The following is a 13,237-nucleotide window of genomic DNA, read 5'->3' on the forward strand; positions in this document are numbered from 1 at the left end:
GCAGCTTTTTTAAATTAAATACCATGAAAAAAACAGTATTATTTGCAGTTGTTTGTTTGTCGTTACAAACTCTTTCCGCTCAAAGCTTAAGCAAAATGCAATGGTTCAATGAACCTGAAAAATGGGAAATTAAAAATAATGCATTGATTATGAATGTCACTGCAAATAGCGATTATTGGCGTATTTCACATTACGGATTTACCGTCGATGACGCTCCATTTTATTATGCTAATTACGGTGGAGAATTTGAAGCTAAAGTAAAATTAACAGGTAATTATATTGCCCGTTTTGATCAAATGGGATTAATGATTCGGATTGATGAGAAAAATTATATCAAAACTGGAGTTGAATTTGTTGACGGAAAATACAATATCAGCACTGTAGTAACGCATGACAAAAGTGATTGGAGCGTAACCACTTTAGATAAAGCTCCGCCTTTTGTATGGATCAAAGTCGTAAGAAGATTGGATGCTATTGAAGTTTTCTTCTCCTATGATGATAAAACATATATAATGACCAGAAATGCACCATTACAAGATAACAGGCCTGTTATGATAGGCTTGATGGCAGCATCACCAGACGGAAAAGGTTTTGAAGCTAAATTCGAAAACTTCTCTGTAAAACATTTACCTGATCAGCGCAGAATAGAATGGCTTAAAAATCATCAGGAATAAAGAATAATATTTATGTTTTAAATAGTATTTTTAATTTTTAGAGTTACCAAAACATAAAATTCACTTTTAACCAATAACCATTTTATGAGTTCCATTTCTACAGATATTCAATCAAAAAAACATTATGAAATATTAGACGGTTTACGGGGAGTAGCGGCAATTTTAGTTGTTACTTTTCACATTTTTGAAACTTTTAGCGGCGGGAATCGTTTTAAACAAATTATAAATCATGGCTATTTGGCAGTTGATTTCTTTTTCCTTTTATCAGGATTTGTTGTGGCTTATGCCTATGATGACCGTTGGGGGAAAATGACACAATGGAACTTTTACAAACGACGTTTAATTCGTTTGCAACCCATGGTTATTATGGGAATGATTATTGGTGCCATATTCTATTATTTTCAGGCTTCGGATATTTTGTTTCCGATGATTGCCGGGATGGAAGTTTGGAAGGTAATTTTAACCATGATTATTGGTTTCACCTTGCTTCCGATTCCACCATCAATGGAGATTAGAGGATGGGGTGAAATGCATCCGCTTGACGGCCCTGCTTGGTCGTTATTTTTTGAATATATAGCGAATATTTTATACGCTTTAATCTTTCGAAAATTCTCTAATAAAGTGCTTTCTGTTTTTGTTTTGATATTTGCAGGATTGCTTATTAATTACACTGTTTTTGGTCCAAAAGGAGATGTTATTGGTGGCTGGTCATTGAATTTTGAACAAATGAATGTTGGTTTTACCCGTTTATTGTACCCATTTTTTGCTGGTATTTTGCTTTCACGTTTAAGAAAATTAATCCATATAAAAGGTGCTTTCTGGGTTTGTAGTTTATTGATTGCAATCGTTCTTTCGGTTCCAAGAATTGGAGACGAAAACAGTTTATGGATGAATGGATTATATGAGTCTTTATGTATTATTCTTGTTTTTCCTCTAATTGTTTCAATTGGAGCAGGAGGAGAAATTAAAAATCCGTTTTCTCTTAAAATCTGCAAACTTTTAGGCGATATTTCATATCCAATTTATATCACACATTATCCGCTTATTTACTGGTATACCGCATGGGTTGTAGATAATAAAGTTTCGCTTGAAGATGGTTATGCATTAGGGATAGGAGTTTTAATTGCTAGTATTTTAATTGCTTATCTGTGTTTGAAATTATATGATGAACCAGTACGTAATTGGCTTCAGAATAAATTTCAAAATCGGAAAACTGTAGTTGCAGCATAACAATAATGAATTTCTATTTTGTTAGTTATAGTTATTCAAAAAGGGATGGAACTTTATAAGTTTTATCCCTTTTGTATTTTTATAGATGGTATAAAAAGTATTTTATCAATAGGAAAGCATCTTTTTTTTTGAAGAAAGAAGTTTAGTTCGATCTAAAAATATAGCCTATTTTTGTACCCACATATGAAGTTTATGAAAAATTTTATCTCTATTGTAATTGCTTTCATTTTAATTGCCTGTCAGAATGCTTCTGAAACTCTTGCAACACTATATAATTTGCCAAAAAAGCTAAAAGAAGTTTCGGGGATTATTTATACCGAAAAAAATAATTTATTCTGGACTTTGGAAGATAGTGGTAATGCTAATAAAATCTATGGGTTGAATGTCAAAAATGGTACAATTGAGAAAACCATAACCATAGAAAATACCTCTAATGTAGATTGGGAAGACATTACAAAAGATAAAGCAGGAAATCTGTATATAGGTGATTTTGGTAACAACGATAATGTTCGAAAAGATTTGTGTATTTATAAAATAGATAAAAAATCATTAAATAAGGAAAATACCATTCCAGCTTATAAAATTTCGTTTTCTTACCCTGAACAAAAAATGTTTCCGCCCAAGAAAACGGCTTTGTTCTTTGATGTGGAAGGTTTTTTTGAGTTCAAAGACAATTTTTATCTCTTTACCAAAAACCGAAGCAAAGGTTTTGACGGTACAGTTTTAGTATATAAAATTCCAAATAAAGCTGGTTTTCACCAAGCTGTTTTAATAGGTAAATTAAAAACCTGCGAGAACTATAATCACTGTGCAATTACCAGTGCTACCATTAGCCCTGATGCTTCAAAAGTCGTTCTTTTAACCCATGACAAAATCGTATTGTTGGAGAATTTTAAAGGAGATAATTTCCTAAAAGGAAAACAATCTCAATTGAAATTAGGTCATTTTTCCCAAAAAGAAGCGGTTTGTTTTAAGAACAATGAAACCTTGATTATTGCCGATGAAAAGACCAATAAAATTGGAGGAAACGTTTATGAAGCAAGTCTTTCAAAACTAAAATCCATACCCTAAACCAAAAGTGACTCTGGCTCGATCGTCGGTACCTTTGAAATAGGTAATTCGGCCAGTAATGACATTTAGGCCATTTATCCATATTCCGCCACCAATGGACTGATGCCATTTACGAGAGTTTTCGCCATCTAGCCAAACTCTTCCGTAATCAAAACCACCTAAAATTCCATAAGACATTGGTACAATGCTTTTTTTGATTTTTCCGATATTCCAGCGTAGATCTGTACTTTGGTAAAAAGAAGATTTCCCCAAGAATCGCTCGTTTCTAAAACCTCTCAAATCATAATCTCCGCCTAAAGTGGCTCCTTGGTAAAATTCAAAATTATTATTGAACAATACTTTTGATTTTAGAATGGTTGCTAATACAAATTGGCCTTTCGAATCAATTTTATGGTTGAAATTAACTTTTGCGTCCAATGTTGGAAAATTAATTTGTGTATGATCAACATTCATTTTCCAACTACCCGCCACCGAAAATCCAAAACCCATAGTAGGAAGCGATGGAACATCGTAATTCTCAAAACTATATTTGATTGCGGCTCCCATATATTGTTGATTGTCAAAAACATTTGGATTTACAGCTCCAGGAATGTTGATATAGCGACCAGTGGTTTCTTCAACTCTTAATTTTTCGAAAGTCGTGGCAAGACTAATTTCACTTCCATATTGCCCCACTTTTTTAATTGAAGGCGCGGCTCTTAAAGTACGCAATCGAACACGATTGTAATCCATTCCATAAAAATCATCATTATTTACGGTTTCATTTCCGTAGCCAAAATAATTAATAGTAAAGTTTGGACTCGTAAATTTTGATTCCAGTTCGAAGTCCCATTTGCCTAAAGTTCTTGGAAAATATCCATTATAAGTTAATTCATAACCGCTTGTGGCAAATAAATAATTGGCTTTCAATAGGTGTTTTTGAGTGTATGGATATTGATTGAATTTGTTTATTGTGTAGCTTGTAACGAAGCCTAATTTTACGCCATCATCCGGATTGTAACCTCCAAAAGGGAATCCTGTGAAAGCATTGTATTTCACTTTTTCGTAGTTATAAAAATTAGGTTCGTAATCATCCGTCAAAAATGTTTTGGTTTTGGAGTCCAAAGTGTAACTATTCGGTTTGGATTTAAAATCATAGATCTTTATTTTTTTTCCGTTTTCAACTGTGTAGCTATCTTTATTTTGTCCGCCTATCAACCGAATTTTTATACCTGATTTAAGATCTCCTTTTACTTCGAATACATCATCGTCGTCAAGACCATAAATCCAAATATTTTTGGTTTTAGCGACGGTGAAATTTTTGGTGTAAAGCAATTCATCACCTTCTTTTTTGAGCCTGTAAACAGCAATTTCTGTGTTGTTTTTTGAGGTATGGGTAATTATAAATTTGTCTTTCTTGTCTGTTCCAACAATCAAAACCGTTTTTTGCAATACCCTGTAGTATTCCTTAGCGTACTGTTGTAGTTTTGTTTTTCTTATTTTTAATTTACGTTTGATGTCTTCAATCGTTTCGTCTTGTACTTCTTTTGGTAAATTGGTAAAAGCACCGTCAATGTCAGCGTCCGATAGATGTTCTTGAATATATTTGGCCTGTGTTATCCATTCCTTTTCATCGGCTGTTTTTAGAAAAGCAATATCTTGCGGATAGGGTTCGCGGTTTAACCATTTTACATTTCTAATGTCTTCCTTAAAGGTTTGCTGATGTCGCAATGCAGGCATATTCATTAAAAACCACATAAGCGCTCCGTCATATTTGGTAAAAGCTTGATCTCGATCTCTGGGGATGGGTTTGTACACTATTTTTGCGCCTTCTTTGTATTCGCCCCAGCGCCATTGATCACTGTGTCTGTCCCAATCGCCAATAAGCATATCAAATAATCGGGCTTTTATATATGCGGGTTCATCGATGGTATATTTTTCATCTTTATGCATGTTCTTCATGACATCATCGGTACTGATAATGTCTAATGGTTTTCCTAAACTTTTTGCATCTTTTTGATTGCCAGTTAGCTGTTCTTCCACTAGGTAGAGTTCGTCTCCAAAATTATAATTAAACCCCTTTAGAATTGGTTCTTTTGGGATGTAATATAAAAGAGGATTGGTATGTGCAACACCAATTTTGTCAGCTAGATTTCCAACCGCCAATGGGGTGTAAGGGTGGGAGGTGGTGTAAAAATCAAATAAAAAACCTTCGGCATAGGTATCATCAAATTGATTTAAAACAAACTGATCTTTAAAGACCACTGATTGCAGGAAACGGGAGGTGCTTTTTTTGAGGGCGCGCATCACATATTCTTTGCCATTGGGATCAACCAGTCGTAATGATTTTGATTGGTGTCCTCCGCCTTCTCTTGTAGGTTTGACCCCGCCAAAAAGAGTGTCTAAAGTGGCTGTTTTTGCTTCAATGGGCAAACTATAATATTTTCGATAATGTAACCCAAAAAGGAATTTATGAAAAATACTTTTTCGAGTCATCTCATTAGAATAAATCGAAGTTGTAGTAGTTGCGGTAAATTTTGTTGGTAATTTTTTTGGTGCAACGGTATCTCGAACTTTTATAATGGTTTGCTCCAAAAGTAGTTTTTCCCGTTGGTTTTCATTGCCATAAAAGGATACTTTGGTTTCTCCGTTTTTATATAATGTCAATGTTGCATAGCCATTTCTTCCGTATGAAAAATCATTTGGACTGACTGCTTTTGCCGCTTCTGATTTTGAACCGGCACCACTAATGATTTGTCTTATATTGTTTTTGCTCAGGTATTGCAAATTATGGTCGTGACCCGATACTACAATGATATTTCTTTGATTTTGCAAAAGTGTTTTTACCCGTTTTGTGAAATTAAGATACACCTTATTTTGAATATCCTGTGGATAGATACCCGATGTTTTTCGGGTCAAATTGAATAGAGAGCCAATTACAGGCAATGGAATTTTTTGTTCTAAGGGGAAAAGTTCTTTTTCTGCAGCATATTGTCCGCCACTGGTTCCATTACTCATCAGCGGATGATGAAGCGCAAGGATTACTGTTTTGTCTTGGTTTTTATTTAAGATGCTTGCCAGTTCATCAAAAAAATCTTCACGTGTTTTGATACTACAATCATCATTTATAGTTGGGTATTTGTCCCAATCTTCAAGAAACCATTGACTGTCAATAGTAATTAAAGTTATGTTTTTGTCAATTTTTAATTCTTCTAGGCCACAATTTTTTTGAGGCAAAAAAGCTTTCTTATCATTGAGATAATTGGTTATAAATTTGGCTTGGCGCTCTAAACCGACAGTTCCGTTGTTCCAATCATGGTTTCCTGGGATGAAAATGGTTTTTCCTTTAAAATTTTTAGATAATTCTAATTGTTTTGTGAGTTTAGTTTCGGCTGAAACCTGTTCTTCTGGAGATTTATTACTTGGAAATCCATTGGGATAAATATTATCACCAAGAAACAATAGTGTACTTTTTTTATTTGAATTTTCTAACCTTTTTTGAAGGAATGAAAGTGTTTCCTGAGCTTCATCTTTATTAGGACTTCCAACATCACCAACTAGGAAAAATGTATGTGCAATTTTTGAAGAATCTGTTTCATTTTGGATAACATGGTTTTCTATGTTTTTACCATATTGGGCGTGGTGCGTAGCACAAGATTGAAGAAGCAGCATTAAAAAAATGAAGCTAAAATTTATTGAACAATTTTTTGAAAACAATCCCATGATTTTGTATTTAATATTATTTTGATTATCCAGTAACCAAAAACAAGTATGTTCTTACTTATATTATTTCAAGAATCATACCTTTTTAATAAGGCTTAATAATAGGTTGATTGCACATTTATTTATTTTTAATTTAGCGAAATGTCGAGTTTTTTAATAATTTTTAAACGAAATTAAGAAAATGTATTTAAAGGTAATTGATTAATCGATGTTACTTTTAAATAAAAACCCTAAAAGGCGAAAAACCAAAAATTACACAAAGTTTTGTTTATTCTCCGGTATAAAATGAATTTCAAAAAACAATTTCATAATTTAGACGTATAAAAACTTTTTTATGACTCTTGTAAATCAAGTTCAGGATTTTGTATCCGATTTAGTGGAAAGTAAACTCTCCGGTTTATATACATATCATAATTTGAATCATACCACAGGTGTTGTTAACGCCGTGAACAGATTATGTGATGAAGAAAAAATCTCACTTCAAGATAAAGAGTTTTTATTGATAGCAGCTTGGTTTCATGATACTGGATATACAAAAGGTTGTAAGGATCATGAGAGTTCCGGTGTTGAAATTGCGACTCATTTTTTGAAGGAAAAAGGAAAATCGGAGGACTATATTACTAAAGTTTGCAATTTAATCAAAGTAACAGCCAAGGAGTACGTACCGAAAACTCTTTTGGAAAAAATTATAAAGGATGCAGACTATTATCATATTTTGAATGATGATTATGTAGATAGTTGTGAAGGTTTGAGGAAAGAATGGGAAAATGTTGAGGGAAAATTGTTCACAGAAATAGAATGGGCCAAGGAAAATGAATTTTTTTTATCAAAAGTTCATCAGTTTTACACTCCGTATGCGATTGAATATTGGCAGCCTTTAAAAGAAAAAAACATAAAACGACTTCGAAAAAAAATAAAAAAAATGAACGAAGAATTACCCAAAGCAAATAAAAAAAAGGAGAAAGAAGAAAAACCTGAACGTGGTATTGATACCTTATTTAGAGTTACTTTAGGAAATCATACCCGTTTGAGCGGTATTGCCGATAGCAAAGCCAATATTTTACTTTCTGTAAATGCCATTATTATTTCGATAGCACTTTCTACATTGATTCCAAAATTGGACAGCCCAAAAAATGTGCATTTGGTAGTTCCTACTTTTATTATGTTGATGTCTAGTGTAATAACAATTATTTTTGCAATCCTTTCAACACGACCAAAAGTAACCAAAGGGGTTTTTACAAAAAAAGATATAGAAGACAAAAAAGTGAATCTTCTTTTCTTTGGTAATTTTTACAAAATGCCTCTAGAGGATTATAAATGGGCTATGAACGAGATGATGAAAGACAGGGAATATTTGTACAATTCAATGATTAAAGATTTGTATTATTTAGGAGTCGTTTTGGAGAAAAAATATAGATTGTTACGTATTGCCTATAACATTTTTATGATAGGAATTGTAATGTCTGTTATCGCTTTTGTAATCGCTTTTAAAACAATTTGATGCTAATTTTGTTCGTTTAACAAATCTTGATAGGTGTTGTTTTGAACATAACTTTCCAAATTATTGTTGATTACTTTTACTCTAAAGGCTCTTAATCCCGACACGCCCTGAAGTTCTTCAACTTCAAATTGCTCTATGCTAGGTTCTAGTAATTTTTTGAATTGCAGGTATTTGATGTATTTTAAATATTCGTTTTCTTCAGTATTGTGAGAATAGACAATAGTGATTTTTTCTTTTTGGGTGATACGCTCTTTTGTTCCTTTTATATTGGCTTTATCGATGCGTTTTTTGACCACTTCATAGCGGGCGTTGTATGTCCCATCTACATCAAATCGTTTTTCATCCATTCTAAATCGTATAGAAATAGGAGAGCTGAATACCAAAATCAAGGAAGTAACATCCAATTCATATGGTAAAGAAGCTTTGAGTTGATGGTGTTCTATTTCCATTTCACACAAAGTTTGCAGTTGCCACAATCTTAAATTTTGCAAATAAAGGCTATTAAATGGTTTTGTGGGGGCAATTGATGCACCAATATAGAGATTGTGTTCTACACCATCGGTTTTAAATCGTTCGTAATAATGTGGATAGATTAGTTGGGCTTCAAGTTGTTTTTTATCCAAGACAGCGGCCAGTTTTTTATTGATAATGGACATTGTATTATCAAATTTCTTTCGGGATTGATAAAACATTCCTGTTTTCTCGTCCAAGCTTTCAAAATATTTTTTCGTTGCCTTTTCGCTATCAATATCCATTTTAGTGTTTCTCAGGATAGGATGAATTTCAGTCTCGATGTAATTCTGAATTTGTTGCTCAGTATCTGCTTTTAACGACGATTCAAGCTCTTTATAAAAAGATTGCAATTCGAATATTCGTTGTTCCAATAAAACAAGGCTTTCATTTGATTTTTGCTTTTCAAGGAGCTCTATAAGTGTAGTTAATTGGTTTTTTAGATCCTCTTTTACCGTTTCATTTCTATGTTCGGATGAGCCTTTAATATCAATTTGGCCATATAGAGGATAGACTTCCTTGAATATGATTTCTTTAAAAATATAGTCTTTATTAGGATTGTTCGTTTGGTAATATTTTATTGCTTCTCGTCTAAATTTCCAATAAACGCTTGAATGAATGGCGGTATATTCTCTTTGAATAATGGCGTCAATCTGGTGTTGCATATCGGTTTTATAGCGTTCCAATGTATCGACGAGATATGATATAACCAAATCTAAATTTGTTGCATTGATGCTGTTGAGTTCCTTTGGCTTTGCCGAAACTAATTCTATAATTCCAAGGATGTTATCATTTTTTATTACAGGTGCAAAAATGCAACTCTGAATGTTTTGGTTCGATAAATATTGCCCGAGTTTTTCATTTCCTGGTATTTTAGAAAATTCCTTGATATCGGAGATTATTATTGATTTCTTTTCTTGTAAAATAGCATCAAGTGAACAACCGTATATTGCATTTTTGCAATCAGTTTCTTCTAAGTCATTTAAGATGAAACTTTTCATTTCTTTCTCCTCATGAGGTGGGTTCATGAATTTTTCTTCTTCCTCATTGTATATGGTGAAACCAATTTTTAAATCGGGAATTTTAAAAATAGATCTAAAAATTGACTCAAAACTCAGACCTAATTTTGTTTGTGATGATTCTGGTTTTAAAAGATTGCTCTTTAAATTTGATATGGCATTTTCTCGAGTAACATCTATAAGACTTATTATCCCGAAACCTTTTAGAATCCAACTTTCAGTAGGAAATTTTTCCTTCCAAAGATTAATATCATCGTAGTTATTCATTAAAAGATCGATATCATCTTGAGAAAGTTCAGGTGCATTTTGGGTTGGAATGATTTCTATAAAATCAGCATTATATAAAATACGGTAATGGTTCATGATGCCATTTGCGCTTGGAATATCATAAAATAAAGGTCTATTGAAGTCAAAATGCTGACCATAATAAGCGTTTAAAATTAAGATACAATTAAAGATGTAAAATTGATCCTCTTCAAAATCACGTATTTCCATATCAAATGTCATTCCTGCATTTTGAAGAATGCTTTTGAATCTTTCTGAATAATTAAAAGTGATATTCTGAAATGGAATGCTAATCGCTTTAATCTCGTTGTGCGTTAATGCGGTAGGGAATAGGTCTGCAAGTAAATTATGGATTAGTTTTTCATGTTGTTCGATGAAGTTCAAATCTTGAAATCCATCTCTGAATTCTGGGAAAGGAGCTATTTCTTTCAGTAATGCTTTGGCATAATTAGAGCGGTAATCTACGTTGGTCGCAGCAATGTCTTCCAAATTTTTGATCAATTTATGAAAAGAAATTAGGGTTTTGAATGGACTTTCTGTAAACGGATTATTGCTCATAATAATGTTAATCTGTAAAAAAGTAAAATTACGAATAAAAAAGTGATTTGATTTTTTCTTTTTTAATCAAATTAAATAAGCATTTTAGTTTTTATTAAATGAGTTATCAATTTTAAATTGAATCAAATTAACGATTTTCTTTTTTTTAGCAACTATTATTATTATGAGAAGAAGTATTATTTTAAGCTAAAATATGATTTAATATAAGTAGATAAAATTGTATCTATCTACTGCTATTAAGAAGTGAAATGATGGAATCTTTTAAGGCTTATGGTTTTATGATTTGCATTATTGAAAAAAAAATAAAAAATATTTTTTTTACTAAAACGTTTTAGTATATTTGCCATGATATTATTTGTTTTGAATGTTTTTTTTAGAATTGATTGTTGATTATTGTTTAATTAATTCGTTAAAATTTAGAGATAATGACTTTAGATTATAAAAGAAAAGCGTTTTAATTATCTTAAGATTTTAACGTTAATTAAAAATCAAGACAGGCACTATTTTATCAATTTATAATTGTAATAATGAAAATCAAGATATCCTTCTATCTCTTTTTTGTACTATTTTTTAAATTAATTTTTCCTACAGTCAAGATTGGCCTAGCTTAAATTTATACAAAGAGGTAAACTCTAAAGTTTGAGTTTAAGTTATAAAGATAAATGCCTTATGGTTTTTGGGGGAATTTCAATAACAGAGGATTGGTTGAACAAATTGACTACTTTTCAATGCAAAAAAAATATATAATTAAGGGGGATGTGGTAAGATAGAATGCATCCAAATAAGATCGGATATTTGATTTTGGAGCCTATTTGAGAAGTAACTATTAAAAAGTAGTTAGTTAATAATTTGACATGATAAATAGTTGTGACTTTTTTAAGTACTTCTGAACATGTTTTGAAAATTTTATAAGACAGTCAGTAATCTGACAATAAATTTAGGAGAATAATATTGGCTTTTGACAATTTAGTATCAGATGTTAAAAGGCTTTCTTTTTAGGTTTGGATATTATTTTAAATCTATAAAAAACTGCCTAATTTTTTAATAAGTAATTTGAATGATAGCATTGGAAATAATTAATTTATAAATAAAAAATAATTAAAATAAATAAGGAAATGTCAATAACAATAGGTGTAGATATCGGAGGTAGTCATATAAGTAGTGCAGCTGTAGATAGTGATAGTTTTATAATAATTCCAGGAACGTATTTTAGTGGAGTAGTAGATAGTAAGGCTTCTAAAGATGTGATTATTGAAAAATGGGCAGAAATAATTAATCAAACAATTCAAGCAATTCAAAAAGCTTTTGGGCTTTTTGAAAATGATAGTATTGGAATCGCTTTCTCTATGCCCGGTCCATTTCAATATGAAACTGGAATTGCAATGTTTGAGGGAAATGATAAATATGAATCATTATATAAAGTTTCGGTTTCAGAAGAACTTTTAAAATATTTAAGTGTAAAAAATGTAAGTTTTAGATTCTTGAATGATGCTAGTTGTTTTGGAGTAGGGGGATCGCTTAAACAAGAGTCTGAACTTGGTGACAAAAGAGTTATTGCAATTACTTTAGGAACTGGTTTTGGCGCGGCTTTTTTGGACAACAAATTGCCAATAACACAAGGAAGTAATGTTCCTCATAATGGATGTTTATGGGACAAACCTTTTAAAGACAGTATTGCAGATAATTACTTTTCAACTAGATGGTTTTTGAGTCAATATGAAAATAGTACAGGTGAGATTCTTACTGATGGAGTGAAAGAAATAGCCAGTATTGAAAATTATTCTACAGCAAAAATATTTGATGATTTTGCAAATAATTTAACTGAGTTTTTGGTGCCATTTATATTAGATTTCGATGCCAATTTGCTTATTTTAGGAGGTAATATTGCCAAGTCTAATAGATTGTTTTTATCCAAAATACAGCAAAATCTTAAAAGTAAAAATATCGATTTATCAATTTCTATTATAGAAAATACTGAGCAAATGAGTATTCTAGGTTCAAGTTATTTATACAATGAAGTATTTTGGGATCGAATTAAAGCAGAGCTTCCTTATTTTTAAATGAAGGGATTATAAAAATATTATTAAAAGGATAATGATGAATATAGAAATTTTAAGCGGAGAAAATAAAGCAATTGTGTTTGAAAAAATTAGAAAGGAAATTGAAAAACATAATTTTAATATTATAAATGAAGATCAAACTAGACCTTGGGGAGGTTTTTTTGTAATTGATGAAAACCAAACAAGTGATTTTGTTGCTACTTTTTTTTCACATTTGAAACTTGATGATATACAGATAACAAATAAATTAAGTCCTAAGATATTGGTTGTAAGTCCTGATAGTAGACTTTCATGGCAATATCATTTTAGAAGATCAGAAATTTGGAAAGTTGTGGAAGGCCCTGTAGGAGTTAAAATTAGTAATACGGATGTAGAAGGAGAATTGAAAACGCTTAATAATGGTGATTTTATTAAGATGGATAAAGGAGAGCGCCATCGTTTAATTGGCCTAGAGTCTTGGGGAGTAATTGCAGAAATTTGGCAACATACAGATCAGGACAATCCTTCGGATGAAGATGATATCGTTCGCCTTCAAGATGATTTCGGACGTTAAAAAGATTAAATTTTAGAAGGAAGCGATGAGCCAATGTTTTTTTGTTAAAACATTAAAGTGTAAAAAAAAATATC

At 31.5% G+C, this 13,237-nt stretch carries 8 protein-coding genes; 6 read left to right on the forward strand and 2 right to left on the reverse strand.

The features are described from left to right. Nucleotides 1-23 precede the first annotated feature (23 nt). The 3 genes from AC1DY0_RS11375 (at nt 24) to AC1DY0_RS11385 (ending at nt 2,975) form a co-directional block, all read left to right on the forward strand. Complete coding sequence (locus AC1DY0_RS11375) at nt 24-674, forward strand: DUF1349 domain-containing protein (protein WP_477188715.1); 651 nt, start codon at nt 24-26, stop codon at nt 672-674. 84 nt (nt 675-758) lie between these two features. After that, on the forward strand, nt 759-1,904 hold the full coding sequence (locus tag AC1DY0_RS11380; protein WP_477188716.1) for an acyltransferase family protein: 1,146 nt from the start codon (nt 759-761) through the stop codon (nt 1,902-1,904). 192 nt (nt 1,905-2,096) lie between these two features. Next, on the forward strand, nt 2,097-2,975 hold the full coding sequence (locus AC1DY0_RS11385; RefSeq protein WP_477188717.1) for a hypothetical protein: 879 nt from the start codon (nt 2,097-2,099) through the stop codon (nt 2,973-2,975). On the opposite strand, the gene AC1DY0_RS11390 is transcribed toward AC1DY0_RS11385, so the two are convergent. Next, entirely contained in the window at nt 2,958-6,626 is a 3,669-nt protein-coding gene (locus AC1DY0_RS11390; protein ID WP_477188718.1) for a metallophosphoesterase, read from the reverse strand. The genes AC1DY0_RS11385 and AC1DY0_RS11390 overlap by 18 nt on opposite strands. A gap of 385 nt (nt 6,627-7,011) precedes the next feature. On the opposite strand from AC1DY0_RS11390, the gene AC1DY0_RS11395 reads away from it, so the two are divergent. Then, nucleotides 7,012-8,178, forward strand: coding sequence for a Pycsar system effector family protein (locus AC1DY0_RS11395; protein ID WP_477188719.1), 1,167 nt, complete (start codon nt 7,012-7,014; stop codon nt 8,176-8,178). 2 nt (nt 8,179-8,180) lie between these two features. Here the strand turns inward: AC1DY0_RS11395 and AC1DY0_RS11400 are convergent, their stop codons facing one another. After that, the gene (locus tag AC1DY0_RS11400; protein WP_477188720.1) at nt 8,181-10,550 is read right to left on the reverse strand and encodes a GAF domain-containing protein; all 2,370 of its coding nucleotides are present in this window, start codon (nt 10,548-10,550) and stop codon (nt 8,181-8,183) included. 1,115 nt (nt 10,551-11,665) lie between these two features. Between AC1DY0_RS11400 and AC1DY0_RS11405 the strand changes: the two genes are divergently transcribed. Both AC1DY0_RS11405 and AC1DY0_RS11410 read left to right on the forward strand, forming a co-directional pair. Beyond that, the gene (locus AC1DY0_RS11405; protein WP_477188721.1) at nt 11,666-12,610 is read left to right on the forward strand and encodes an ROK family protein; all 945 of its coding nucleotides are present in this window, start codon (nt 11,666-11,668) and stop codon (nt 12,608-12,610) included. A gap of 37 nt (nt 12,611-12,647) precedes the next feature. Continuing rightward, a complete protein-coding gene (locus tag AC1DY0_RS11410) occupies nt 12,648-13,163 on the forward strand; it encodes a cupin domain-containing protein (RefSeq protein WP_477188722.1) in 516 nt (171 codons plus the stop codon). Nucleotides 13,164-13,237: the final 74 nt, after the last annotated feature.

The organism is Flavobacterium sp. P1_E4 (assembly GCF_056405915.1).

Coding starts and splice junctions, on each gene's coding strand:
- AC1DY0_RS11400 (WP_477188720.1), bottom strand. CDS start 10,550: ATGAGCAATAATCCGTTTACAGAAAGTCCATTCAAAACCCTAATTTCT.
- AC1DY0_RS11395 (WP_477188719.1), top strand. CDS start 7,012: ATGACTCTTGTAAATCAAGTTCAGGATTTTGTATCCGATTTAGTGGAA.
- AC1DY0_RS11410 (WP_477188722.1), top strand. CDS start 12,648: ATGAATATAGAAATTTTAAGCGGAGAAAATAAAGCAATTGTGTTTGAA.
- AC1DY0_RS11375 (WP_477188715.1), top strand. CDS start 24: ATGAAAAAAACAGTATTATTTGCAGTTGTTTGTTTGTCGTTACAAACT.
- AC1DY0_RS11405 (WP_477188721.1), top strand. CDS start 11,666: ATGTCAATAACAATAGGTGTAGATATCGGAGGTAGTCATATAAGTAGT.
- AC1DY0_RS11385 (WP_477188717.1), top strand. CDS start 2,097: ATGAAAAATTTTATCTCTATTGTAATTGCTTTCATTTTAATTGCCTGT.
- AC1DY0_RS11390 (WP_477188718.1), bottom strand. CDS start 6,626: ATGCTGCTTCTTCAATCTTGTGCTACGCACCACGCCCAATATGGTAAA.
- AC1DY0_RS11380 (WP_477188716.1), top strand. CDS start 759: ATGAGTTCCATTTCTACAGATATTCAATCAAAAAAACATTATGAAATA.